24 protein-coding genes are annotated in these 23,499 nt (G+C 63.4%); 11 read left to right on the top strand and 13 right to left on the bottom strand.

Annotated elements, in window-relative coordinates; genetic code table 11:
- Positions 1-113: 113 nt before the first annotated feature.
- From CHR90_RS04990 to CHR90_RS04965, 6 genes are all read right to left on the bottom strand, one after another.
- Positions 114-953 carry a CheR family methyltransferase gene (locus tag CHR90_RS04990; protein WP_094407890.1) on the bottom strand — a complete coding sequence of 280 codons (840 nt, stop codon included), beginning with the start codon at positions 951-953 and terminating at the stop codon, positions 114-116.
- The gene (locus CHR90_RS04985; protein WP_373283955.1) at positions 950-2,143 is read right to left on the bottom strand and encodes a protein-glutamate methylesterase/protein-glutamine glutaminase; all 1,194 of its coding nucleotides are present in this window, start codon (positions 2,141-2,143) and stop codon (positions 950-952) included. Before CHR90_RS04985 ends, CHR90_RS04990 begins: the two co-directional genes overlap by 4 nt.
- Positions 2,143-2,508, bottom strand: coding sequence for a response regulator (locus CHR90_RS04980; protein WP_094407889.1), 366 nt, complete (start codon positions 2,506-2,508; stop codon positions 2,143-2,145). The genes CHR90_RS04985 and CHR90_RS04980 overlap by 1 nt, the downstream gene beginning before the upstream one ends.
- Before the next feature lie 80 nt (positions 2,509-2,588).
- Complete coding sequence (locus tag CHR90_RS04975) at positions 2,589-3,086, bottom strand: chemotaxis protein CheW (RefSeq protein ID WP_094407888.1); 498 nt, start codon at positions 3,084-3,086, stop codon at positions 2,589-2,591.
- Positions 3,083-5,782: a hybrid sensor histidine kinase/response regulator gene (locus CHR90_RS04970; protein ID WP_094407887.1), complete on the bottom strand. Its 2,700-nt coding sequence runs from the start codon at positions 5,780-5,782 to the stop codon at positions 3,083-3,085. Before CHR90_RS04970 ends, CHR90_RS04975 begins: the two co-directional genes overlap by 4 nt.
- Positions 5,783-5,927: 145 nt before the next feature.
- On the bottom strand, positions 5,928-6,611 hold the full coding sequence (locus CHR90_RS04965) for a histidine phosphotransferase family protein (RefSeq protein WP_094407886.1): 684 nt from the start codon (positions 6,609-6,611) through the stop codon (positions 5,928-5,930).
- A gap of 122 nt (positions 6,612-6,733) precedes the next feature.
- Between CHR90_RS04965 and CHR90_RS04960 the strand changes: the two genes are divergently transcribed.
- The gene (locus CHR90_RS04960; protein ID WP_094407885.1) at positions 6,734-6,922 is read left to right on the top strand and encodes a DUF3553 domain-containing protein; all 189 of its coding nucleotides are present in this window, start codon (positions 6,734-6,736) and stop codon (positions 6,920-6,922) included.
- 72 nt (positions 6,923-6,994) lie between these two features.
- Here CHR90_RS04960 and groL read toward each other — a convergent pair whose 3' ends face one another.
- The 3 genes from groL to CHR90_RS04945 form a co-directional block, all read right to left on the bottom strand.
- Entirely contained in the window at positions 6,995-8,635 is a 1,641-nt protein-coding gene (groL, locus tag CHR90_RS04955) for a chaperonin GroEL (protein WP_094407884.1), read from the bottom strand.
- A 36-nt stretch (positions 8,636-8,671) separates the two neighbouring features.
- The gene (groES, locus tag CHR90_RS04950) at positions 8,672-8,962 is read right to left on the bottom strand and encodes a co-chaperone GroES (protein ID WP_094407883.1); all 291 of its coding nucleotides are present in this window, start codon (positions 8,960-8,962) and stop codon (positions 8,672-8,674) included.
- Between the two features lie 141 nt (positions 8,963-9,103).
- Positions 9,104-9,973 (bottom strand): LysR family transcriptional regulator, encoded by an 870-nt coding sequence (locus CHR90_RS04945; protein ID WP_229671592.1) that lies wholly within the window; start codon positions 9,971-9,973, stop codon positions 9,104-9,106.
- 92 nt (positions 9,974-10,065) lie between these two features.
- Here CHR90_RS04945 and CHR90_RS04940 point away from each other — a divergent pair, with 92 nt between their 5' ends.
- The 10 genes from CHR90_RS04940 to CHR90_RS04895 all read left to right on the top strand — a co-directional run bounded on the left by CHR90_RS04940 (position 10,066) and on the right by CHR90_RS04895 (position 18,544).
- On the top strand, positions 10,066-11,556 hold the full coding sequence (locus tag CHR90_RS04940; RefSeq protein ID WP_094407882.1) for an NADP-dependent isocitrate dehydrogenase: 1,491 nt from the start codon (positions 10,066-10,068) through the stop codon (positions 11,554-11,556).
- Between the two features lie 150 nt (positions 11,557-11,706).
- Positions 11,707-11,970: an usg protein gene (locus tag CHR90_RS04935; protein ID WP_094407881.1), complete on the top strand. Its 264-nt coding sequence runs from the start codon at positions 11,707-11,709 to the stop codon at positions 11,968-11,970.
- Between the two features lie 119 nt (positions 11,971-12,089).
- A complete protein-coding gene (gene mscL, locus CHR90_RS04930; protein WP_094407880.1) occupies positions 12,090-12,509 on the top strand; it encodes a large conductance mechanosensitive channel protein MscL in 420 nt (139 codons plus the stop codon).
- 6 nt (positions 12,510-12,515) lie between these two features.
- Positions 12,516-13,034, top strand: coding sequence for an Hpt domain-containing protein (locus tag CHR90_RS04925; protein ID WP_141210872.1), 519 nt, complete (start codon positions 12,516-12,518; stop codon positions 13,032-13,034).
- 97 nt (positions 13,035-13,131) lie between these two features.
- Entirely contained in the window at positions 13,132-13,584 is a 453-nt protein-coding gene (locus CHR90_RS04920) for a hypothetical protein (RefSeq protein ID WP_094407878.1), read from the top strand.
- 94 nt (positions 13,585-13,678) lie between these two features.
- The gene (locus CHR90_RS04915; RefSeq protein WP_094407877.1) at positions 13,679-14,587 is read left to right on the top strand and encodes a metal ABC transporter solute-binding protein, Zn/Mn family; all 909 of its coding nucleotides are present in this window, start codon (positions 13,679-13,681) and stop codon (positions 14,585-14,587) included.
- Between the two features lie 66 nt (positions 14,588-14,653).
- Positions 14,654-15,262, top strand: a complete 609-nt coding sequence (locus CHR90_RS04910; RefSeq protein WP_094407876.1) for a DUF1007 family protein — start codon at positions 14,654-14,656, stop codon at positions 15,260-15,262.
- On the top strand, positions 15,250-16,194 hold the full coding sequence (locus tag CHR90_RS04905; RefSeq protein WP_094407875.1) for a nickel/cobalt transporter: 945 nt from the start codon (positions 15,250-15,252) through the stop codon (positions 16,192-16,194). The genes CHR90_RS04910 and CHR90_RS04905 overlap by 13 nt, the downstream gene beginning before the upstream one ends.
- A 451-nt stretch (positions 16,195-16,645) precedes the next feature.
- Positions 16,646-17,335 (top strand): cold-shock protein, encoded by a 690-nt coding sequence (locus CHR90_RS19815; RefSeq protein ID WP_094407874.1) that lies wholly within the window; start codon positions 16,646-16,648, stop codon positions 17,333-17,335.
- Between the two features lie 108 nt (positions 17,336-17,443).
- Positions 17,444-18,544, top strand: a complete 1,101-nt coding sequence (locus CHR90_RS04895) for an extracellular solute-binding protein (protein ID WP_094407873.1) — start codon at positions 17,444-17,446, stop codon at positions 18,542-18,544.
- Between the two features lie 163 nt (positions 18,545-18,707).
- On the opposite strand, the gene asnB is transcribed toward CHR90_RS04895, so the two are convergent.
- From asnB to CHR90_RS04875, 4 genes are read right to left on the bottom strand one after another with little or no spacing between them, the layout of a single operon-like run.
- Positions 18,708-20,462, bottom strand: a complete 1,755-nt coding sequence (asnB, locus tag CHR90_RS04890; RefSeq protein WP_094407872.1) for an asparagine synthase (glutamine-hydrolyzing) — start codon at positions 20,460-20,462, stop codon at positions 18,708-18,710.
- Positions 20,462-21,490: a glycosyltransferase gene (locus tag CHR90_RS04885; protein ID WP_094407871.1), complete on the bottom strand. Its 1,029-nt coding sequence runs from the start codon at positions 21,488-21,490 to the stop codon at positions 20,462-20,464. Before CHR90_RS04885 ends, asnB begins: the two co-directional genes overlap by 1 nt.
- Positions 21,490-22,530 carry a glycosyltransferase family 4 protein gene (locus CHR90_RS04880; RefSeq protein ID WP_094407870.1) on the bottom strand — a complete coding sequence of 347 codons (1,041 nt, stop codon included), beginning with the start codon at positions 22,528-22,530 and terminating at the stop codon, positions 21,490-21,492. Before CHR90_RS04880 ends, CHR90_RS04885 begins: the two co-directional genes overlap by 1 nt.
- Positions 22,530-23,483 carry a glycosyltransferase family 9 protein gene (locus CHR90_RS04875; protein WP_094407869.1) on the bottom strand — a complete coding sequence of 318 codons (954 nt, stop codon included), beginning with the start codon at positions 23,481-23,483 and terminating at the stop codon, positions 22,530-22,532. The genes CHR90_RS04880 and CHR90_RS04875 overlap by 1 nt, the downstream gene beginning before the upstream one ends.
- Between the last annotated feature and the right edge of the window lie 16 nt (positions 23,484-23,499).

Below are 23,499 nucleotides of genomic sequence, written 5' to 3'. Positions count from 1 at the left end.
AGTAAACGGCGGGCGTTCTGCATGCGCGACATGAGGTCGCAAGCCGAGAAAGACAAAAATAAACCGGGCCGTCAGGGACGGCCCGGCAATGACGCGTGCAAGTATTGACCCGACTAATGGGCGGCGAAACTTGCGCCTTGTTTTGCAACGCAGCGATAAAGACCACGTTCATTCGGCAGCGGTTCGAACTTATCGGTAATGCCCAGCACGGTTTCAGCCCCGCCCAGGTAAAGAACCCCATCGTCCGGCATGATCGTGCGCAGACGGCTTAGCACTTCCGTCTTCGTCGGTTGATCGAAATAGATCAGCACGTTGCGGCAGAAGACAATATCGAACTGCCCAAACCCGCGCGGGTCGGACAGGAGATTAAACTCGCGGTAATCGACCATCGACTTAATATCGTTGGATAACTGCCACTTATCTTCGACCTGCTTGAAATATTTCATCAGGTACTGGATCGGTAGGCCGCGCTGAACTTCAAACTGGGTGTATACCCCTGCCCTTGCCCGGTCGAGCATTTCGGCGCTGATATCGGTCGCGACGATCTCGAACCGCCACCCCGCCAGCTTTGGCCCTTCTTCCTTAAGGATCATCGCCAAGGAATAGGGTTCCTGCCCCGACGAGCAGGCGGCGCACCAAATACGAATGGTCTTCCGCGTTGCCCGTGCGTCCAGCAGCGTCGGTAAAACGACGCGCTTGAACTGATCGAACGGCTTCGTATCGCGGAAAAATAGCGTCTCGTTGGTCGTCATCGCCTCGGTGATGGCGCGCAACTTCGCTTCTTCCGGCCCGCGATGCACCGCCGTCACAAAGTCATCAACGGACTTGTGCCCATATTTGCGGGCAACGGGCAGCAGACGGCTTTCGACCAGATAGGCTTTATCTTCGGTCAACACCAGGCCGGAACGCTGGCGAACCGTTCGACTGATGAACTCGAACTCGTCCGGTTTCATGCGACCGACCTCAGGGCGATTTTGTGGATAAAAGGACCAATGTCCGGCAACGGCAGAATAGCACTGCAAACCCCGGCGTGGGCCACGGCGCCCGGCATCCCCCAGACGACGCTGCTCGCCTCGTCCTGACCGATGACCATGCCGCCGTTCTGCACGACGACTTGTGCGCCGAGCATACCGTCTTGCCCCATCCCGGTCAGAATGATGACCAGCAGCTTGCGGCCATAGGCCGCCGACAGGCTGCGCAGCATTGGATCGACCGCCGGACGGCAGAAGTTTTCGGGCGGGGTTTTCTGCACCCGCAGCACCTTCTGGCCGTTGCTCACCTCCACCGTCATGTGGAAGTCGCCGGGCGCGACATAGATATGCCCCGCTTGAACCGGCTCGCCATCGCGCGCTTCAGTGCAGGGGCGCTCCGTCACGCGCGCCAGATGTTCGGCCAGAATGGTCGTAAACGTCGCCGGCATATGCTGGGTAATCAGGATCGGCTGCCGCAAGGTCTTCGGCAGATTGCCCAACACAGCGAACAGCGCCTGCGGCCCGCCGGTCGAGGAGCCGATGGCGATCACATCCGGCGTTTCATTGGTCTGCGGTCGCAGGGTGATCGGCCCGCTGCGGTTGACGCGAACCATCGAGGTCCGCTCGCCCGCCGTTTGCGTCCCGTCGGAATTCGTAAAGCGCCGCGGGATACCCGGCATCTCCTGACGCGGGGACCGCGCGGGACCGGCAAGGGCCTTGATCTTGGCGATCAATTCCTCGCGAAACGCCTGGGCCGAGGTTAGTTCGGAGGTGGTGGACGGCTTCGTCACATAATCTTTGGCGCCACTCCGCAGGGCGCGCAGGCTGACCTCGGCATTCTTGCGGGTCAGGGTCGAAGCCATGATGATCGGCACGCTTGGCGCGATTTCCTGCAAGAGCGGCAGCGCCGTTAACCCATCCATCACCGGCATTTCGATGTCGAGAATGATGACATCGACCTTTTGGCGCTTCAGCGCGTTGAGCGCCATCTTGCCATCGCCGACCGAGGCAACAACCTGCAATTCCGGGTCGGCTTCCAGCGCGCGGGTAAACAGGCCGCGAATAACGGCACTGTCATCGACCAGCATCACGCGGATGACGCCGTCGCTTCCTTTCGGCGCTTCCTCAGATCCGGCACCCCCCAAAGGACGGCTATTTGTGCCGGAAATCATCAAAGAATACCTACCTGGCTGAACTTGCTTTCAATGATTTCGGCATCGAACGGCTTCATGATGTACTCATCCGCCCCCGACCCCATGGCTTCCATAATATGGGCCAAGTCGTTTTCGGTCGTGCAGAACACCACTTTCGGCCCGTCCCCACCCGGGGCAGCCCGCAATTCACGCAGGAATTCGATCCCGTTCATAACGGGCATGTTCCAATCGAGCAGGATCACATCCGGCATCGCCTTCTGGCAGGCTTCCATAGCCTTTCTGCCGTCTTCCGCCTCTGAGGTCTCGAAACCGAGTTCCTGCAGAATCTTCTTGGCCACCATACGGACGACCCGCGAGTCGTCAACGATGAGGCAAGATTTCATTGGCCCTACTCCACTCTCTGGGATGACGCGACGGCTTCTTTATACCCTATTCCGCCGGGAATGGGATTCTTCCCGGCAGGTTAGGCGGCTTCGTTTCGCGTAAAATCTAACAGACGGTTAACATCAAGGATCACCAGAAGCTGATCCTGCAACCGGTAGATGCCCAACGAAATATCACGCCAGCGCGGGTCGAGCGTTGCCGGGTTCCGCTCGAACTCGGACGCCGACAGGGTCAGGACTTCGCCAACACCATCGACCATCAGGCTGTAAAACTCGCCCGAATGCTCCACAACGACGCTCATGCCGTCGATGGTGGCCGGGCGCTTGGGCAGCCCCAAGCGCAAGCGAACGTCGATAGCCGTTACGATGCGACCGCGCAGGTTCAGCGATCCCGCCACTTCCGCCGGGGCCAGCGGAATGCGCGTAATGCGCTGCGGGCCAAGCACATCGTGCACGATCAGAACAGGGATACCGAACATCTGCCCATCAATGGTGATGGACACATACTGGCGTTGTTCATCGGCGGTGAAGCCCTGGCGGGCAACGTTCCGCTTCCCAGAAGCAACCAGTTCGCTCATGCCACCTTCTCCGTCGTCAGCAAATGGTTCAGCGTATGGATCAACGCATCCCGGTCAAACTTCGGCACATAGTCGAGGAAACCGACTTCGCGCGCCTTTTCCAGATCGGCCGGGGCCGTATGGCTGGACAGGGCGACCATCGGCGTTCCTGCCCATTTGCTCGCGCTGATCGCTTTTGCAAATTCGAAGCCATTCATACCCGGCATTTCGATATCGCTGACGATCACGTCGAATTTCTCGCCGGTTTCCACCAGCGTCATCGCATCGTCGGCGCTATCGGCGGAGGTGACGGAGAAGCCGTTCACCGACAGGATCGGGATCAGAAGATTGCGGAAGAACGGGCTGTCATCGACCAGCAACACGCGCTTCATGGCGCTGCGACCATCGGACAGCAGCTTGTCGCGGCCGGCATGGAACCAATCGCCGAAGGCTTGCAGCAGGAAGTAGCCGGTATCGATCACATCGGTCGCGCGGCCCGCGATAATCGCCGAGCCGATGAAGCCAGGGCGATCCGCCGCCAGTTCGACCGCCAAACGGTCTTCGACGATATCGACGATCTCGTCCACCACCAGCCCCATCGAATGTTCGCCATCGGCGAACACCAACACCGGCTGACGGCCCGTGCGCTGCATCTTCATACCCGGAACGATGGGGATCAGCGGCATCAGCTTGTCGCGATACTGCACCATCGGTCGGTCGTGGCTGAATTCCACCGTCTCGAGATCGATTTCTTCGAGACGCGCCACCAGCGACAGCGGCACGGCCTTCGGCCCGCCATCGCCCGCCCGGAAAATAAGCAGCGTGGTGCGTTCCTGATCGTGACTGTCGCGGGACGCCGCCGCATCGACCTGGGCGGTTTCGCTGACCGTCATTTCGCCCGTGGAGGCGGCAATGCCGTTTGGATCAAGGATCATGATCACCGACCCATCGCCGAGGATGGTATTGCCGGAGAACAGCGACAGGTGCCGCAGGATCGGCGCCACCGGCTTCACAACGATTTCTTCAGTGTCGAAAACCCGATCGACCATGATGCCGAAGTTATACGTACCGACCTGGGCAACGATGATGAAGCTTTCGGTCGTCGTATCGCCTTCCGTGCGATCAAGCCGCAGCAACCGCTCCAGGCTGACCAGGGGTAACAGACGGTTGCGCAAGCGCAGCACCGGCGTGCCGTGGATGCGTTCGATCCGATGTTCCGAGTCGGCACTGGCGCGCACCAATTCAACGACACTGATCTGCGGAATGGCGAACCGCTCGCCACAGCTTTCAACGATCAACGCCGAAACAATCGCGAGGGTCAGCGGGATCTTGATGACGAAGGTCGAGCCGCGCCCGAACTTCGACTTAAGTTCGATGGTACCGCCGATCTTTTCGATATTCGTGCGCACCACGTCCATGCCGACGCCGCGGCCCGACACGGCAGTAACCTGCGCCGCCGTCGAGAAGCCCGGCTTGAAGATGAACTGATAAATCTGCGCGTCGGCCATGCCTTCCAGTTCGGACTCGGTGGCGAGCCCGTTCTGAATGATCTTGGCTTTGATCTTTTCGGTATTCAGGCCGCGGCCATCGTCCGAAATCTCGATCAGGATATGACCGCCTTCGTGATAGGCGTTCAGCGTGATGCGGCCGGTTTCCGACTTGCCCGCGCGCAACCGCTCGTCCGGCCCCTCAAGACCGTGATCGGCGGAATTGCGGACCATATGGGTCAGCGGGTCTTTGATCAGTTCCAGAACCTGGCGATCAAGCTCGGTTTCCGCCCCGATCATTTGCAGATCGATCTTCTTGCCGAGTTCGAGCGATAGGTCGCGCACCATGCGCGGCAGCTTGGCCCAGGCATTGCCAATCGGCTGCATGCGCGTCTTCATGACGCCTTCCTGCAGTTCCGACGTCACATGCGACAGGCGCTGCAGCGGCACAGCGAATTCGCTGTCCTTATAGCGGCGCACGATCTGCAGAAGCTGGTTGCGGGTCAGCACCAGTTCCGAAACCATCGTCATCAGGTTTTCGAGCAGATCGACCGAAACGCGGATGGTTTGAGCGGCGACCGCCGATTCTTTGATGGCATCGACCGATTGGGCTGCCGACGCGGCGGCAGGCGCCGCGCGCGGGGCTTCCGGCTCGTCGTGAATTTCGGCGGGCGGCTGCGGCGCTTCGACCCGGGCAACCTCGCGGCTCGGCTCCGGCGTCGGCGCGGGGGCCGCCGGGACGGGCGCTGGCGCGGCCGGAACCGGCGCACTTGCCGCAGGCGGCGGCGGAGCGACGGCAACCGGCGCCGGGGCGGGCGCTGCCGGGGCAATCCCAACAATCTCATCGGCCGAGGCGCCACCGGCCACCGCATTCAGCTTGGCAATCAGGTCCGAATCATCGCCGGGGGGTTCGGCTTCGGTCGCTTCGAGAACCGCGAGAATGCCTTTGATACAATCGAGCGATTGCAGGATCAGCGAGACCGTCCCCGCCGAAACCACCAGCTCACCGTCGCGCACGCGGCCCAGTACGTTTTCGGCGGCATGGGCCACGCTTTCAAGGCGCGGCAAGCCAAGGAAACCGCACGTCCCCTTGATGGTATGAACCAAGCGGAAAATATTCGACAGAAGATTGGGGTCGTTCGGATTCTGTTCGAGCTTCACCAACTCGACGTCTAGCACGGACAGGTTTTCCGCTGTCTCGGTCAGAAATTCACTGAGCAAATCATCCATTCGGATTCCCCCGGGTCTTCGTCGATGCGCCTTCCCCAGCGCTGGGGAAGGCAATACGCCTCAACTGCTTATGTTCTTGAACTACCTCAGCCCAAAGGGCAAGCGAGCAGTTGCATAAGCCCTACCATCCTGCCCATCAAATCTATCAGGGAAACGACAGGATGGGCAATCGGCCTGCAAGTTTCACAACATCCGGTGACGATTGCGTGACGGTCAGCGGCACGCCCAACGCCCGACCGAGAATGGAGGCGAAGCAGGCCGCGACCGAGCGATGATCGAGCGTCAAGCGCCCCCGGCCCGCCAGCAGGTCCGGCAGCGTCTCTGGCACCCGCAGGTTCTGGCCCGCCGCTTCCACCAGGAAAGGGGCGCCGCTATCGGTCGGCTCCAGCGTAACCGTCACCCGCCCGCCGCGCGTCAGCGTCTGCGCGATTGCCAGGACGGCGTTCAACAGCAGTTGCAGGGCGCCCGGCGCATAGTCCAGCCCATCGGCAATCGGGTCGGCGGTCCACTGCAGGTCCACCCGGGTCTCGCCCGCGAAATAATCGATCAGCACCTGCCGCACGTCGGCCAAGCGGGTATCGCTGCTCGACCCCGCCCGGCCCCAGGCGAGGCGGAAGCATTGCAGCTTCGCCGCCGCCGCCTGCCCGCTTTGCGCGATGAGGCTAAAGGCTTCGCTATCGGGGTTGGCCCCCAGTTCTTCGATCAACTCGACACCGTTATTAACGGCGCCAATCGGGCTGACGAGATCGTGGCAGACTTGACTGACCACCAGATGCAAAAACGCCAGATCGACCGTAACGGCCGGAAGCGAGGTTGGAATGGTATCCATCGTCGGGATGCTGCTTTCCCCAGCCCGAAGGCCAGATTCAAGACCATAGTTTAGCTTGCATCAAGCCGCTTCAGGTTTGAAGATTCCCTTAAGAAAAATGGGGTATTACAGCGGAAAATGCCATGACTGCCATACCAAGCCTCCTCACCCCCGGGTGTATCGTCCGCCACCCCCAGTGTCCTGACTGGGGTGTGGGGCAAGTTCAATCGGTTGTAGGAATGAAAGCAACCGTCAACTTCGAAGAACGGGGGAAGGTAGTGATCAACCTCGCCGTCGTCGATCTTGATCTGCTTGAGACCGACCGCGACTGACGCCGTCGATACAAAAAACCCCCGCCGGGTAAACCCGACGGGGGTCGAAGCACAGGGCTTTGGGGGTTGGACTTAGAAGTCCATACCGCCCATGCCGCCCATCCCGCCGCCTGCCGGCATCGGGGCATCCTTCTTCGGCAGTTCGGCAACCATTGCTTCGGTGGTGATCAACAGACCGCCAACCGAGGCCGCGAACTGCAGCGAGTTACGCACAACCTTCACCGGATCGATGATGCCGGCCTTCACCAGGTCCGAATAGGCGCCCTTCTGAGCGTCGTAACCATAGTTCGGATCGGTCGATTCGAGCAGCTTACCGGCGATGACAGCGCCATCAACCCCGGCGTTTTCGGCAATCTGACGCACCGGCGCCTGCAGGGCCTTGCGGATGATTTCCACACCGACGCGCTGATCGTCGTTTTCCGGCTTCACCTTGTCGAGGGCCTTGGTGGCATAGAGCAGGGCCACGCCGCCGCCTGCGATGATGCCTTCTTCCACGGCCGCGCGGGTCGCGTGCATGGCATCGTCAACGCGATCCTTGCGTTCCTTCACTTCGATTTCGGTCGCGCCGCCGACGCGGATCACCGCAACGCCGCCCGCCAGCTTGGCAAGACGTTCCTGCAGCTTTTCGCGGTCGTAGTCCGAAGTGGTTTCTTCGATCTGCGCCTTGATCTGGCCGATGCGGGCTTCAATATCCGACCGCTGACCAGCGCCATCGACGATGGTGGTTTCGTCCTTCGAAATCACGACCTTCTTGGCAGTGCCAAGCATGTCGAGCGTGACGTTTTCGAGCTTAATGCCGAGGTCTTCGGAGACGACCTGACCGCCCGTGAGGATGGCCATATCTTCCAGCATCGCCTTACGACGATCACCGAAGCCCGGGGCCTTCACGGCCGCGATCTTCAGGCCGCCGCGCAGCTTGTTGACCACGAGGGTGGCCAGCGCTTCGCCTTCGACGTCTTCCGCGATGATCAGCAGCGGACGGCCCGACTGCACGACGGTTTCGAGAACCGGCAGCATGGCCTGCAGACCCGACAGCTTCTTTTCGAAGAACAGGATGTACGGGCTTTCCAGCTCCGCGACCATCTTTTCGGCATTGGTCACGAAGTACGGCGAGATGTAGCCGCGATCAAACTGCATGCCTTCGACGACGTCCAGTTCCGTTTCGATGCCCTTGGCTTCTTCAACGGTGATGACGCCTTCGTTACCAACCTTTTCCATCGCGCGGGCGATCATTTCGCCGATTTCGCGCTCGCCATTGGCCGAAATCGTGCCGACCTGCGCCACTTCTTCGTTGGTCGAAACCTTCTTAGCGCGGCTCTTCACGTCTTCAACGACAGCGGCGACGGCGAGGTCGATACCGCGCTTTACATCCATCGGATTGAGGCCGGCGGCAACCGCCTTCACGCCTTCGCGAACGATGGCCTGGGCCAGCACGGTGGCGGTGGTGGTGCCGTCACCCGAACGGTCAGCGGTCTTCGACGCCACTTCGCGGACCATCTGGGCGCCCATGTTTTCGAACTTGTCAGCCAGTTCGATTTCCTTGGCGACCGACACGCCGTCCTTCGTGATGCGCGGGGCACCGAACGACTTTTCGATAACGACGTTGCGACCCTTCGGACCCAGGGTCACCTTCACGGCATCGGCGAGGATATCCACACCGCGCAGCATCTTGGTGCGGGCATCAACGGAAAACTTAACTTCTTTAGCAGCCATTGTTTTAGTCTCCTGAATTCGGGAACGGGGGGCGCGTTACGCAGCCAGGACGCCGAGAATGTCGGATTCCTTCATGATCAACAGCTCTTCGCCATTGAGCTTCACTTCCGTGCCCGACCACTTGCCGAACAGAATGCGATCGCCTGCCTTCACATCGAGCGCGACCAGTTCGCCCTTTTCGTTGCGAACGCCGGACCCGACGGCAACGACTTCACCCTGCTGCGGCTTTTCCTTCGCGGTATCGGGGATGATGATCCCACCAGCGGTCTTGGCTTCCTGCTCGATACGACGCACCAGAACGCGATCATGCAAGGGACGGAACGACATCGGTTTTCCTCCATAAAGGGACGGATTTGGACCAGCGATGAGCCTGTGTTAGCACTCACCCCTAGTGAGTGCCACGAGAGATATGCGCTTCTGCGCTGTGATTCAAGGGGGGTCTGTTGCAGCCCGAAAAATTCCTATGCCCTAAGCCCGCTCAAGCGCCGAGATCATATGGTCGCGCAAACGCAGCGCCGGGCGGGAGAGATCGGGCGCGGCAATGAGGGCGATCTCGGTTTCCGCCAGGCGCGGCAGATCGGCGGCGGTTTCAAGATGGATCAACCCGCGCGGCACCATATCGCGCGGCAGCACCGTTACCCCTAGCCCCGCACGGACGGCGGCCAAGGTGCCCGCAAGCGATTCGCAGGTATAAGCCAAGCGCCATTCGCGGCCCGAAGCCTGCAACGCCCCCAAGGCACGGCGGCGGTAGACGCACGGATGGGGCGACAGCGCCAGCGGCAGCGGCCCCGGTCGGCGCGGCAAATCGGCATCCCCGGTTACCCACACCAGCGGCTCGCGCCACACCGGCACGCCGCCCGCGTCGCCCGCCGGTTCGCGCTTGATCAGCGCAAGATCGAACTCCCCCCGTCCAAAACGGTCGAGAAGGTTCAAGGTCAGGTCGCAGGTGATTTCCAACGAAACTTGCGGGTGCGAGCGGGCGAAATCCGCCAACACTTGCGGCAGATGGGCGGTTGCGAAATCTTCCGGCGTGCCGAGTCGGACGGTTCCTTGCAAATCCCCTTCGCGCAGCGCGGCCAGCGCTTCTTCCTGCAACGCCAGCAGGCGGCGGGCATAGGTCAGAACCAGCTCGCCGCGCGCGGTCAGGCGCACCGCCGTCCCCGCCCCGCGCTCGAGCAGCCGGTCGCCCACCGCCGTTTCCAACCGTTTGATCTGCATCGACAGGGTGGATTGATTGCGCCGCAGCCGTTCGGCGGCGCGGGTGAAATTCCCAGCCTCCACCACCGCGCGAAAAGCGGCCAAGAGGTCTGGGTCTAGGGGAAAGTTCACCATCATCATTTTTGATCATAATCTTCACCATAATCAATTTCATTAAATTTCGATCCGCCGCCAAAGTGCCCCCAACACCGCTTTGCAGAGGAGCTACCCCGATGGACGGATCCCCCCGGTTCGATACCAACCTTGCCGCCGCCACCCCGGCACCGCTGCCGGTCACCATCGCCCCCGGCGACGGCATCGGCCCAGAAATCATGGCGGCAACCCTTGCAGTTCTGGAGGCAGCGGGCGCGCGCTTGGCGCCGGAGACCGTGACCATCGGCGAAGCCTGCTATAAGGCGGGCCACACGAGCGGTTTGGCGGCGGAAGCCTGGGAGAGCCTCGCCCGCACGCGGTTGATGCTGAAAGGGCCGATCACCACCCCCCAGGGCGGCGGGTATAAAAGCGTGAATGTTACCCTGCGGAAAAGCCTGGGTCTCTTCGCCAATATCCGCCCCTGCCGGGCGCTGCACCCGGTCATTCCGACCAAGCATCCCGATCTTGACCTGCTGATCGTTCGGGAGAATGAGGAAGACCTCTACGCCGGGATCGAGCATCGGCAGACCGACGAGGTCGTGCAGTGCCTGAAGCTGATCAGCCGCCCCGGTACCGAACGGCTGGTGCGTTATGGGTTTGCCCTGGCCGCCGCTGGGGGCGTTAAGCGGGTCAGTTGCTTCACCAAAGACAATATTATGAAAATGACCGATGGGCTGTTCCATCGGGTGCTTGATGAGGTGGCTGCCGAGCATCCAGGCATCGCGGCGGAGCATATGATCGTCGACATCGGCGCGGCGCGGCTGGCGGCGACGCCGGGGCGGTTCGAGTTGATCATTCTGCCCAACCTTTACGGCGATATTCTGTCCGATGTGGCGGCGGAAATCGCCGGATCGGTCGGGCTGGCCGGATCGGCGAATATCGGCACGGGCGGCGCGATGTTCGAAGCCATTCACGGCTCGGCCCCGGATATCGCCGGGAAGGATTGCGCCAACCCCTCCGGTCTGCTGTCAGCCGCGATCATGATGCTCGCGCAAAACGGCCAAGCCGATATCGCCGCACGCATCGAGGCCGCCTGGCTGCGGACGCTGGAAGACGGGATCCATACCGCCGATGTGTATGCCGCCAACCGGTCCAAGGAAAAAGTCGGCACCCAGGCTTTCGCCCAAGCCGTGATTGACCGGTTGGGCCAAGCGCCGCAGCAGTTCGATCTGCGGCTCAGCGCGCCGTTACCGCCGATCCCCCCGGTCCCGGCACGGCAGGCACCGAGCGTGAAAACCATGGATGGCGTCGATATCTTCCTGCACGCCCGGCCCGCCGATCCCGATGCGCTGGCCCAGCATCTGACCGCCGCCGCGACCGCCGTTCCGGGGCTTAGCCTGTCGGTGATCACCAACCGGGGCGTCAAGGTCTGGCCGGAGGGTAAGGCTGAAACCTTCTGCACTGACCATTGGCGCTGCCGGTTCCTGGCGGCCCCGGAGGTGACCGTCTCCCCAGCGCTGGTACCCGGTCTGCTGACGGCCCTCGCCCGGGCCGGATTACCGGCGATCAAAATGGAAATGCTGTTCCGCTTCGACGGCCAGCCCGGCTATTCGGCGGCCCAGGGGCAGTAAGATCTGTTAGCAGCACTCACCCTCGCTGATTGCTAACATATTGGTATCACGAAGATTTTTAATGCTTCGGTGATCTTTTGATGGCAGGCTTGGGGATAAGGAGTCCGGCGGGGTTCCCGGCGGACTCCGATCCCAGAACGGGAGGTGAGCATGTCCGACCTCAGCCTGCAACTGCGTGACTATCGCCTGACCACGGCGGAAATCCTCTATCACATGCCCGATCATCCAGGGCTGCTGCAAACTTTCCTATGGCAGCGTTTGGATGTGGCGCCGCATTTCCCGGAACTGCGCAAGTTCCTTGATTTCTGGAGCCACTCGCTCGACGGCAAGCTCCATTCCGTTCGGGTTGCGGCGGCGGAAGGGCTAAGCCCCGGGCGCTGGCGCCCGGTCGAGGCGGAGTTTCGCCTGCATTAGCGGCCCTTATCGGCGCCTTTCCGTAACAAGCGCGGCTAGATCGTCAGCGACCCTAGCCGCGCCCCCGTCGCTTGGCTTAGACTGCACCGAGTTAAAATTGCCTGCCGGGGGCGGATAGGATGTTGAAAGAATTTCGGGAATTTGCCCTGAAGGGCAATGTCGTCGATCTTGCGGTCGGGGTGATCATCGGGGCGGCCTTCGGCAAGATCGTCGCGTCGATGGTCGAAGATATTTTGATGCCGATCATCGGCTGGATCGCCGGGGGCCTCGATTTTTCCAATTACTTCTTACCGCTGGTCAAAGGCGTCACGGCGGCCTCTTACGCCGATGCGAAAGCCCAGGGCGCAGTGATCGGCTATGGCCAGTTTCTGACGATTTCGATCAATTTCATCATCGTTGCCTGGGTGCTGTTCGTGGTGATCAAGGCCGTCAATAAGCTGCGCCGTCAGGCCCCGCCGCCGCCCGCCGTGCCTGCAGCCCCGCCCGAAGATGTGGCGCTGCTGCGCGAAATTCGCGACCTGCTCGCTAAGTCCAAATAATCGCCCGTGACCGATACCCCCCTTTCCCCTGAGGCGCGGCGCGCGGCTGCCGGGCTAGTGGCCCTGCTGCTTGAGACCGATCTTACGCTCGAGCAGCGGCATTATGCCCGCGCGCTCAGCCGTATGGTGGAAGAAGCGCCCGCGTCCGCTTCGACACCCTCGCAGCTTGGGGAGGTTGCGTTCGACCGGGCGGTGCTGGCCGAACTCTATCGCTATCTCCCAAAAGTCGGCTGTGCCGCAATCATCGAACAGTTCCGCGCCAGCGCCGACCAGATTTTGACCGATATCGAAACGGCCTCGACACTCGGCGATGTTGACCGGCTGGCCCAGGCGGCCCATGCGTTGATTGGCACGGCGGGGGCGGTCGGTATGGCAGGCCTCGCCGCCGAAGCGCGCGGGGTGGTGACCGATCTGCGGGCGCACCACCCTGAGATGGCTATGGCCCGGGCCGCAAAGCTGCGGCCGCTCTATGATCTGAGTACGCTTACTTTGAATCGCATCATTGCCGAGGGAGACACGCCCTAGCCACATCTTGTCGGATGCCGAACTATCTTTTAGACTTTGGCGGTAAGCTTATCACGCATAACGCCGCAGAATGCGGCTTCTGCTTGGGAGAATGCCCATGACCAGCATCCCCCCCGTTACCGGGATTGTGCCTTTTGTGGCACCGTCGGGACGCGGCATTAGCCGCAGCACGGATCGTTCCCCCGCCTATATCCTGGATTTTTCGCCGCTGGCCTATGCCTCCCCCTCGCCTTACGACAGTGCGGGCGGCAATATTGTTCACCTCGGTCCCCGGCCCGAGTTACTGGCGGAGTTGGATGCCGCCCGTCTCGCCCAGAAGGACGCTTTGGACGCCGAGCTTCAGGCAAAGGAAGACGCGCGGACCGGCAAGACGATCAAACCCTTCACCCTCAAGGAGTTCCTTGAGAAAATGGACGAGAAATTCGATCTCTATGCCGCGCAGCGCCGGGAGAAGCAGGCGCCGGAGAGTTTGACGAATGACGAGCGGGCCATCTTGCGCGCCGACCGTCTCGGCCCGCTGTGGAAGAAGCGCTTCCGCTGGTTTTCCTGACCCTTCCCGCTTCGGCGCCCCCTGGCAATTTCGCCCGCTTGTTTTTTGTATCCAATAATCGTTATGTTATAACATATTTTGGTTTGGAGGTATCATGCTGTCCCGCCGCTTGCTTCTCAGTGCCGCTGCCGCCCTGGCTTTATCCTCCCCAGGGGTTGGGTATGCCGCCGACCCGATCCCGGTGGTTGCCAGCTTTTCGATCCTGGGCGATCTCGTCAGGCAGATTGCAGGCCCGGATGCGACGGTGAAAACTCTGGTCGGGCCGGACGGCGATGCCCATGTCTATCAACCAACCCCGAGCGACGCGAAAGCGGTCGCCGCCGCCAAACTGGTCTTTATGAACGGTCTTGGCTTTGAAGGCTGGATGAACCGGCTGTTGAAAAGCAGCGGCACCAAGGCCACGGCCGTAACGGTCACGACGGGGATCCAGCCGCGTGCCGCCGAAAAGGATGCGCACGGCCACGCCCACGGCAATGTCGATCCGCATGCGTGGCAGAATGTCGCCCACGTACAGGTGATGGTCACGAATATCGCCGCCGCCCTTGCCGCCGCCGACCCGGCCCGTGCCGAGGGGTATAAAAGCCGCGCGACCGCCTATCAGGCCGATTTGACGGCGCTCGACGCCGATATCCGCCGCCAGATCGGCGCACTCAGCCCTGCCCAACGCCGGGTCATCACCTCCCACGATGCCTTTGGCTATTACGGGGCCGCCTACGGTATTACCTTCCTGGCACCGCAGGGCATGAATACCGAAAGCGAAGCCTCCGCCAAAGATGTCGCCAAGCTGATCACCCAAATGCGCCAACAGAAGATCAAGGCGGTCTTCGTCGAGAATATTTCTGATCCGCGCTTAACCGCACAGTTGGCGAAGGAGGCCGGGGCTACGGTTGGCGGCGAACTTTATTCCGACGCGCTCTCGCCCGCAGGCGGACCGGCGACAAACTATCTCGACCTGATGCGCACCAATACAAAGGCATTGGTCGCCGCGATGGCGCTCAACTGACCCCAGGGCTCCCCTCCTTGGGGCTCCCCTGGTGACACGGGGGCCAAGGCCGATTATAGGAAGGATATGCGGCATTTTCTCCCCCTGTGCCTCCTCTGCCTCCCTCTGATCGGCCTTGCGCCCCGGGCCGCCGCTCATCCCCACGTGTGGATGGAGCTGGACATGGTGCTGCTGACCGATAAGGGCAGCCTAACCGGGTTCGAGATCACTTGGACTTGGGATGAGGTTTATTCCGACCCGTTCCGCAAGACCTACGATAAAAACCGCAATGGCACCTTCGAGCCTGCCGAAGCGGCTGAGCTTCAGAACAACGAAATCACCTCCCTCGCGGCCTTTTCGGAGTTTGTTTTCGTCCGGGTGCAGGGGGAACGGGTGCCGGTCGGGACGCTGAAAGCCCTGACCATCGGCCTGAAGGGCGATCAGATGCAGTTTCATTTTCAAGTGCCGCTGAAAAAGCCGATCCCCTTGGCCGGGATTGGGGCGGGGCGGACGCTGACCGTCGGCAGCTACGACCCCGAGTATTATATCGAAAGCACCCTGCCGGAAGATCGGCCCGGCGTTCGCTTTGCCGCGCCGCCGCCGGGCTGCACGATCAAAATTATCGAAGACCGCAAGCATCCGATTTATTTCGGCATGGTCTACCCGCAGGTCGGGGCGGTGACATGCGCCGACTGATCCTGCTGCTCGGGCTGCTGGCGGGCCTAATGCTCCCGCTCGCCCCGGCCCTCGCCCAATCCGGGCCGATGCGTAACCTTGGCCCAGCGACGAGTGCCGCCGCCCCGACCGGGGAGGAGAGCCTCGCCCCCTTCCGTTGGCTCGCCCAGCAGCAACGCGCCGCCGCGCTCGGATTTCGCAAACTCTTGGCCGACCTGCGCGCCGAACACTCCTGGCGCAGCCTCGTGACCGCCGTTGGTTTGGCCTTCCTCTATGGTGTTGCCCATGCCGCTGGCCCCGGCCACGGCAAGATGATCGTTATTTCCTATTTCCTGGCGCACCGCGCCCGGCTGCGCGACGGGCTTTGGATGGGGCTGCGCATTGCACTAACCCATGTGGCGGCGGCGCTGGCCATTGTCCTCGGGCTCTTTCTTCTGTTCAACGGCCACCCCGGCCCCGATTTCGAAAGCAGCCGGGAAATCCGCCTGATCGCCTATGCCGGGATGATCGCCCTCGGGCTGTGGTTCCTGATCGACGCCAGCGAGCGGCTGCGCCGGGGGGAGAGTCTTGCCGCCTGCGGCCACGATCACGGACCGGGCCACGCCCCCCACGCGCATGCACCCGCCCCTTCGGCCACCGCTGCTGACCGCTGGCGGGCGCGCCTGACCGGCGTGATCGCCGGGGCCGTCCCCTGCACCGGGGCGATTATCGTGCTGGTCTTCTGCGCGGCGAACGGCCTGTGGTTGGCGGGCCTGCTGATGGTCAGCGCCATCGCCCTTGGTATGGCGGTTACGATGACCGGCCTCGGCCTTCTCACCCTTGTCGCCCGCGCGCCCGTGCAGCGCTGGGCCGACCACCAGATCCACAATCGCCGCGTGCGCGCCGTGCTGGGGTTAACCGGACCTGCGCTTGTCACACTTGGCGGGATAGTTTTACTCGCCCTGACCGTCTAATCTGACACAATCGTCAGGATTTGGTTTTTTTTGCCTTCCTAACGATCCGCCTTGCTGCTGGGTGGAAACTCCCGTAAGCTCGTTGCTGGGATGGCGTATCGTGTGGGAAGTGACGAGTGAGTGTACTTTTCACCGGCGCCGCATTCGGCAGGTTTTGAGCTGGATGCGCGCAGGAAGAAGAGAGGAGGCAGGGCCGGATTTCGGTACCCTGCATTCGATCGGAAGTTCTTCAGGGCGGCGGTAATCCGATGCAGGGTTAAGCGCCAACAGTGCGTAGCAATCACGTTCAAATTCGGTCGGAGCGACATTGTGCGTCAGGCAGGGGACGCGCAACCTGTCTCAGTTCGCCCGGCCAAAAGTTGACTAGTCCGCCGTTCGGCGGTTGTACGGAGTTTGTCGGTTCATGATGCGCAAAGGGTCTTTTTCTTCCTCGTCTGCTCCCCGTCCGCCGATGGCGACGGAACGTCTGAGCGGCGCGGTCACGTGGTTCTCGGCCACCAAGGGTTTTGGCTTTATTAAGCCGACCGATGGCTCGGAAGACGTGTTCGTTCACGTGTCGGTGGTTCAGCGCGCCGGTCTGGAGCAGCTCAAGGAAGGGGCCACGGTTTCCTGTGAAGTCGCCCCCGGCAAGAAGGGCCGCCAAGTCACGCGCATGCTGGAAGTCGACGACTCCACGGCCGTTGAAAATCCGCAGGGCGAACCGCCCCGCAGCCCGCGCCCGCCGCGTGGCGATAGCTATGGGGATCGCGGCGGCTTCGGCGGCGGCTTTGACCGTGGGGATCGCGGCGGCTTCGGCGGCGGTTATGACCGTGGCGACCGCGGCGGCTTCGGCGGCGGTTTCGACCGTGGGGATCGCGGTGGTTTCGGTGGCGGCGGTTTCGACCGTGGCGGCCCGGCTGGCGAACCCGGCGAAGGCACCGTGAAGTGGTTTAATGCCACCAAGGGCTTCGGCTTCATCACCCCGGATTCGGGCGGGAAGGATGTGTTCCTGCACGCTTCCGTGCTGCGCCGCGCCGGTCTTGTCGATGTGCAGCCGGGTCAGCGCGTCCGCTTCTCCTCGATTGAACGCGACAAAGGCCCGGAAGCCCGCACCCTGGAACTGGATGGCGAAGCCCCGGCTCCCAGCGGCGATTCCTACTAAACTCCGTCTGTATCACGCGCTGTAGGACTGAATAGTCTTTCAGGGCGTGCTAAGGTTAGACCCTGCCGATACTGATCGGCAGGGTTTTTCTTTTTCCGCGGATTGCCCATGCTGCCCCGTTTGAAGCGCCGATCCTTGCTGACTGCCGGTCTTGCCGCCGGGACACTGGCTTTTCTACCGCGCGGGGCCGCAGCCCAAACCGACGCTGCGCCGCTGACCGACGGGCCGGAACTCTACCCGGGCGAACGGGCGCTGGCGGAGGCCGCCGCTAAGGAAGGCGTCGTCATCTCCGCCAATACCGCCCTCGGCTGGGCCAATTGGGGCGCGGTGGGGCGCGCGTTCGGGCAGCGTTACCCCGATGTGCCGCTGGTCTATTCCGACCTTGGCTCGACTGCGACCGTCACCCAGCTTGACCGGCTGCGGGAGCGCCCGCCCGCCGATACGGCCTATTTCTACTCCCTGGTCGCGCTCGATGCCGCCAGCCGGGGGCTGCTGGCGCCGCACCGCCCGGTCAACCTCGATCGGTTGCCCGGGGCGGCCAAGGATGCCGAAGGCCTGTGGGTCGGCGTGCATACCTTGCCGATTGCCTTCGTCGTCAACCGCAAGCTGGTGAAGACCCTACCGCGCACCTGGGCCGATCTGCGCAAGCCGGAGTTTAAGGGCGCGATCACCTACCCCGACCCGCAGACGACCACCGTGGGCCTGACCCTGGCCTTTGCCGCTAATATCGCGGCGGGCGGCAGTCTCGATTCGGTGCGGCCGGGGATCGAGTATTTCACCGCGCTGCATAAGACCGGCAACGTCCAGCGCATCGACCCCGGCTCCGCCCAAACGCGCTTTCTGCGCGGTGAAATCCCCGTGTGGATTACCTTTGAGGCCGATGGGCTGCGCGTGAAACATCTCGACGGGATGGACGAAGCCGAGATCATCCTGCCCGCCGACGGCACCGCCAGCGCCGCCTATACACTCTCGCTGGTCAAAAACGCCCGCAATGCGCCGGGCGGCAAACTATGGATGAATTTTGCGCTGACCGAAACGGCCCAGCGCCTGTTCGCCGAAGGGTTCGTCCGCCCAATCCTGCCGAACCTCACCCTGCCCCCCGACCTCGCCCCCCGCTTCGCGCCGCTGCCGCCGCGCAGCGACATCGTCGATAGCCTGCGGGCGACGCTGCGCAAGGCGGATATTGACCGGGCGTGGCCGAAGTTGTGAAGAGCGACCATCAGGGGCTTTGCCCCTGAGCCCCAGCCAAGGGCCCCGTCCCTTGGCAATCCCGTTTCTGCTTGAAAGACTTTCAGGCTTCTCATCAGAAACCCGGTTTCTTAAGGGGCGGTTGCCCCTTAAGCGGAGTGCGGAGGCAGCGCCTCTGCCCTCCTCACCCCGCCAGAAGCTCCCACACGCTGCCGTCCATCGGCGCGCGCTCAATCTGCGCGCGGTGCCAGAGGGCGTAGAACAGCAGCGACCAGAGGGCGAAACCGGCGTGCTTTTCCTTGGAGTGCGCCAGGGCGGCCACGCGCTCCGGTCGGGCGATTTCGGCAAGGCACGGTTGGCGGGCGAGCAGCGGGCCAAGGCGCGCGCCTTCGGCGGTCAACCAAGCCCCAACGGGAACGGTGAAGCCCTTCTTGCGGCCCAAAGCGTCGGCCTGCGGTAGGCGCTTTTCCAGCAGGCGGCGCAGGATCCATTTGCCCTTGCCGTCGCGGACTTTCAGCGTATCGGGCAGGCGGAACCCGGCGGCGACAACGGCGGGATCAAGGAAGGGTGTGCGCCCTTCCATCCCGTTGCGCATCAGGCAGCGGTCGAGCTTGGTCAGCAGATCATGGGGCAGCCAATCGGTGCAATCGACCGCCTGGGCGGTTTGCAGGCGGGTGCGCCCCTGAGTTGCCGCGTGGATTTCCGCCGTGGCGATGCCGTCGCGCCACGCGCCGCCCTCGTTGCGCAGCACCCCCAGCCGGGCGAAGGTGCCCTTGCCGCGCAGCACTTTTCCGCCCAACCACCAGGGCCGCATCACCGACCGGTAGCGCCCGTAGCCGCCGAAAATCTCGTCCCCACCCTCGCCGGTCAGCACGACTTTTAGCGACTGCCGGGCGGTTTGCGCCAGCAGGAAGGTCGGCAGCGTCGCGTAATCGGCGGCGGGATCGTCCATCGCCACCGCCACGCGCGGCAACAGCGCCCAAAATTCGCGCGCGCCGAACCCAACCTCGTTGAACTCCGCCCCGCAGGCGGCGGCGACCGCGCGGGCGGCGGCGCGTTCGTCGGCGGCGGCCCCGTCAAATCCCACGGTGAAGCATTGGACCGGGCCGGGATGCACGTCGCGCATATAGCTCAGCACCAGCGCCGAATCGATGCCGCCCGACAGGAACAGGCCGTAGGGCACGTCGGACCGGCAATGGACGCGCACGCTGTCGGCCAAGGCCTGATCCAACCGGTCGAGCGCGGTTGCCTCGTCGATCGTCTCCGGCCCGCCGTCGGGCAGCGCGGCACGGCGGTTGCGCTCGGTAACGCGGCCATCGACGGCGACGAGGGTTTCGCCGGGCAGCAGGCGGAACACGCCCTCGAACATCGTTTCGGCGCCTGTGGTGAACTGCATTTGCAGCAGCTCATCGCGGGCGCGGGGGTTGAGGCGCGGGGCGATCCAACCGCTGGCGAACAGCGCCTGCGGTTCGGAGGCGAAGATCAGCCCCTCCGCCACTTCGGCATAATACAGCGGCTTAATGCCGAACGGGTCGCGCGTCAGGACCAGCCGCCCATCGGCGGCGGCGATGGCCAGCGCGTACATGCCGCGCAACCGATCAGCATAGGCGAGGCCTTGGCGGCGGAAGAGGTGCAGCGGCGGTTCGCAGTCGCTGGTCGTGGTGAAGGTGACCTGCCCGGCCAAATCGGCGCGCAGTTCGATATAATTATAAACCTCGCCATTGCCGATCAGCGTGTTGCCCGCCGGATCGTGAAACGGCTGATCGCCGGTTTGCAGGTCGATGATCGACAGGCGGCGGTGCGCCAGGGCGACCGCCCCTTGCAGGTGAATGCCTTCGCCATCAGGGCCGCGATGGGCCAGCGCGTCGATCATCCGTTGCACAATGGCCCGGTCAGCCGGGGCACCGCCCCGCCGCATGATCCCCGCAATGCCGCACATCAGCCTCTACCCTCCGGTGCTATCCGGTCGAAAAAATCACGATAGCGCGCGACGACGGCGGCTTTCGAGAAATTCCGCTGTAAGCTTTCGAACCCCGCCGCCGCCAGATCGCGGCCCGCATCGGCGGAGTGCAGCGTTTCGCGCACCGCCGCCGCCAGCGCCCCGGCATCCTCGACCGGCACGAGACGGCCAGAAACCTTGTCCACGATCAATGACGCCGGACCTGCCGACGCCGCCGCGATCACCGGGCAGCGCTGCGCCCAGCCTTCCAGCACGACATTGCCAAGCGGCTCGTGACGGGAGGGGACCAGCAGCGCATCGACCGAAGCTAGCAGCGCCGGTCCATCCGACCGCCAGCCGAGAAACCGCACGCGGTCCGCCACGCCCAGGCGGTCGGCTTGCGCCTTCAGCGTCGCGTCCTCCGGCCCTTCCCCGGCAATCAACAGGGTCGCATCGGGAATCGACGGCAGGGCTTCGAGCGCCACATCGAAGGCTTTATTCGTGTGCAGCCGCCCCAGCATCAGCAGCAGCGGCCCGGCGCGATCGGTCAGCGCTTCGCGCGGCAGCGGTGCAGCATTCTGCGGTTCGACGAAATTCGGCAGATAGATTACGCGATCCGCTGGGAACCCTTGGTCGCGCAGCCAGCGGCAAATATCCTCGGTATTACCGACCAGATAATCGCAGCGGCGATAGTATTTCGGATCGTAATAGCCGCCCAGGCGCGCCACCAAGCGAGTGCGCGCCGTGGGACGGGCAAAGCGCGTCGCGCGGTTCATCCAGGTCAGCAGAATATCGGCCTCGCGCGCCAACCGGGCGAGGCCGCGCCCGGTCGAAAGATCGAAGAAACCGCCGAACGGCAGGGTTTCCACGGTAACGCCGCCCTGGCGCAACCGCGCTTCCCGCGCCGTGTCGGGCCGAATCACCAGACGTTGATCGACCCCGGCTTCGGTGAAGGCGATCGCGAGCCGCTCGAAAAACGCCTCCGCCCCGCCGTGCTTGGCCCCGGCCATCGCTTGCAGCAACCGCATTAGCCGTGCCCCAATAGGGTTTCGATTTCGGCAGCGGCTTGATCCCAGCCCCAATTTCCTTGGTCCGCCAAGGCTGCACGGTGTTGGGCGGACCAGAGCGCATCGTCCCGCAACAGATCGAGCGCCCGCGCCGCCATCGCGGTATCATCTTGGGCGACGAAGCCGGTCTGCCCGTCGCGCACCCGCTCCGCCAGCGACCCGATGGGCCGGACCACGGCGGGCAGGCCGAGCGCCTGGGCTTCGGCCACCGCGAGGCAGAAGGTTTCGCCCACATCCCCGGCATAGAACATCAGCCGGGCGGCTTTCAGCACCGGGATCAGTTCCGCACGCGGCAGCGGGTCGCGGCGGATCACGCCCTTGTCGGCAAGACTATCGGCCTTCGCCAAAGCCGCTTCGATGGCCACCCGGTGCCGGTCAGCACCGCCGCGATAGGTACCGAGTCCGGCGTGGATCAGAAACCGCGCTTCGGGCATGACGGGGTGAATGCGCGTCGCCCATAGGTCGAGCAGGGCTTCCAGCCCGCGCAAGGGATTGGAGGTGAAAACCGCTACCGGCGCGGGCGGCGGACGTTCGGTTTTATCGGCGCGGAACACTTCCGGCAGCCCATAGGGCACGATCTTCCGCCCGCCTGACGGCGCCCACGCCGGATAGGTGCTGGCGTGATAGACCCCGGAAAACACGATCACCGGCTTGGTCCGCCACAAGGGCCACAGGTAGCGCGGCTTCAGCAGATAACCCGCCGGATTGTGAATCCAGAACATCCGGCGTTTCGCCTGCGGGCAGGCGGCGATCAGATGATGGGAGCGATTGGCGATGTAAAGATCGGCCCCGTCCGGGATGCCCCCGGCAATCGGCTGCCAGTGAACGCCGCGTACCGTTACGGGGGCGGAACAGCGGGTCAGCGCCGTCACCACATGCCCGCGCGCGGCTAAGGCTTCGGCCAAGCCGACAACCGCAGCCTCTGCCCCGCCGAGGGGGCCGGTATCGGGGCTGGTGCCATCGAAAGACACGCCATCGTCGGTGATCAGAATCTGCGCCATCAGCGGCCCCGTGCCAGCAGGTTTTCGGCAGCGGCCAAGGCGCGCGCCACGGGCAAATCATCCATCATATGTTCGACGAAACCGGGGTCCTGCTTCAGCCGCTCCCAATGGGCCGGATAGGGCCGGTCGGTCGCTACAGAGGCCGTCGGCCCGAGGCCGGACCAGGGGCCGTAGAGATCGGGCGGGCTGGGGCCGAACAGCCCGAGCGTCGGCACCCCAGCGGCAGCGGCCAAGTGCATCAACCCGCTGTCATTGCCGATATACAGCCGGGCCGCTTCCAGCACGGCGCCAACCCGGCGTAGATCACCGAGCGCAAAGCCATCTTCCGCTTCCGGCAGGGCCGCGAACAACGGATCGGCAGCAGGACGTTCGGCAGGCGCGCCAACCAATAGCACCCGCGCCCCCGCCAAGGCCCCGCCCGGCTGGATCAGGGCCCGCGCCAGTTCGGCGAAGCGCTCCAGCGGCCATTGTTTGCCGATGAAATTGGCGGTCGGACCGAGCACCAGCAGCGGCCGGTGGTCGGGCTTCAGCCACGTCTGAACCGCCTGTCGGCTTTCCTCGCCGATCCACAGGCGCGGGGCGGGAATAGGATCGAAACCGAAGCATGCGGCAAGTTGTTCGACCCGGTGACCGTGCGTCCCCGGCGTTCCCCAGCGCTGCACCCGGCCCGCGCGCAGGCAATAGCCGATCAGGGAGCCGCGCAGGTCGATCACCCGGTCCCAGCGACGGCCAACCACGCGCTTCCACAGGGAAAACCAATGGCCGCCACGCTTCTGCTTGGGCATCGGAATAAACTCATCCAGCCCCGGAACATCGGCAAATAGGCTTGCCGCGACCGGTCCGCCCGCCACCGTCACCCGCGCGCCGGGATGCGCCGCCAGCAGCGCGCCGAGCACGCCGGTGGACAGAACCGCATCGCCGAGACGGGTGGCGGTGATGAACAAAATCCGCATGATCCTGCGGTGTATA

Source organism: Elstera cyanobacteriorum (assembly GCF_002251735.1).
GTDB classification, from domain to species: domain Bacteria; phylum Pseudomonadota; class Alphaproteobacteria; order Elsterales; family Elsteraceae; genus Elstera; species Elstera cyanobacteriorum.
The sequence above is the reverse complement of the archived record's forward strand: the minus strand, read 5'-3'. Positions and strand labels throughout refer to the sequence as shown.

Bases quoted from the DNA above. Each gene is read 5' to 3' on its own strand.
- CHR90_RS04875 (WP_094407869.1), bottom strand. From the start codon at position 23,483: ATGCGGATTTTGTTCATCACCGCCACCCGTCTCGGCGATGCGGTTCTG.
- CHR90_RS04935 (WP_094407881.1), top strand. From the start codon at position 11,707: ATGTCCGACCTCAGCCTGCAACTGCGTGACTATCGCCTGACCACGGCG.
- CHR90_RS04905 (WP_094407875.1), top strand. From the start codon at position 15,250: ATGCGCCGACTGATCCTGCTGCTCGGGCTGCTGGCGGGCCTAATGCTC.
- CHR90_RS04975 (WP_094407888.1), bottom strand. From the start codon at position 3,086: ATGAGCGAACTGGTTGCTTCTGGGAAGCGGAACGTTGCCCGCCAGGGC.
- CHR90_RS04960 (WP_094407885.1), top strand. From the start codon at position 6,734: ATGACTGCCATACCAAGCCTCCTCACCCCCGGGTGTATCGTCCGCCAC.
- groL (WP_094407884.1), bottom strand. From the start codon at position 8,635: ATGGCTGCTAAAGAAGTTAAGTTTTCCGTTGATGCCCGCACCAAGATG.
- CHR90_RS19815 (WP_094407874.1), top strand. From the start codon at position 16,646: ATGGCGACGGAACGTCTGAGCGGCGCGGTCACGTGGTTCTCGGCCACC.
- CHR90_RS04910 (WP_094407876.1), top strand. From the start codon at position 14,654: ATGCGGCATTTTCTCCCCCTGTGCCTCCTCTGCCTCCCTCTGATCGGC.
- CHR90_RS04885 (WP_094407871.1), bottom strand. From the start codon at position 21,490: ATGCGGTTGCTGCAAGCGATGGCCGGGGCCAAGCACGGCGGGGCGGAG.
- CHR90_RS04945 (WP_229671592.1), bottom strand. From the start codon at position 9,973: ATGATGATGGTGAACTTTCCCCTAGACCCAGACCTCTTGGCCGCTTTT.
- asnB (WP_094407872.1), bottom strand. From the start codon at position 20,462: ATGTGCGGCATTGCGGGGATCATGCGGCGGGGCGGTGCCCCGGCTGAC.
- CHR90_RS04990 (WP_094407890.1), bottom strand. From the start codon at position 953: ATGAAACCGGACGAGTTCGAGTTCATCAGTCGAACGGTTCGCCAGCGT.
- CHR90_RS04965 (WP_094407886.1), bottom strand. From the start codon at position 6,611: ATGGATACCATTCCAACCTCGCTTCCGGCCGTTACGGTCGATCTGGCG.
- CHR90_RS04915 (WP_094407877.1), top strand. From the start codon at position 13,679: ATGCTGTCCCGCCGCTTGCTTCTCAGTGCCGCTGCCGCCCTGGCTTTA.
- mscL (WP_094407880.1), top strand. From the start codon at position 12,090: ATGTTGAAAGAATTTCGGGAATTTGCCCTGAAGGGCAATGTCGTCGAT.
- CHR90_RS04980 (WP_094407889.1), bottom strand. From the start codon at position 2,508: ATGAAATCTTGCCTCATCGTTGACGACTCGCGGGTCGTCCGTATGGTG.
- CHR90_RS04970 (WP_094407887.1), bottom strand. From the start codon at position 5,782: ATGGATGATTTGCTCAGTGAATTTCTGACCGAGACAGCGGAAAACCTG.
- CHR90_RS04985 (WP_373283955.1), bottom strand. From the start codon at position 2,143: ATGATTTCCGGCACAAATAGCCGTCCTTTGGGGGGTGCCGGATCTGAG.
- groES (WP_094407883.1), bottom strand. From the start codon at position 8,962: ATGTCGTTCCGTCCCTTGCATGATCGCGTTCTGGTGCGTCGTATCGAG.
- CHR90_RS04940 (WP_094407882.1), top strand. From the start codon at position 10,066: ATGGACGGATCCCCCCGGTTCGATACCAACCTTGCCGCCGCCACCCCG.
- CHR90_RS04895 (WP_094407873.1), top strand. From the start codon at position 17,444: ATGCTGCCCCGTTTGAAGCGCCGATCCTTGCTGACTGCCGGTCTTGCC.
- CHR90_RS04880 (WP_094407870.1), bottom strand. From the start codon at position 22,530: ATGGCGCAGATTCTGATCACCGACGATGGCGTGTCTTTCGATGGCACC.
- CHR90_RS04920 (WP_094407878.1), top strand. From the start codon at position 13,132: ATGACCAGCATCCCCCCCGTTACCGGGATTGTGCCTTTTGTGGCACCG.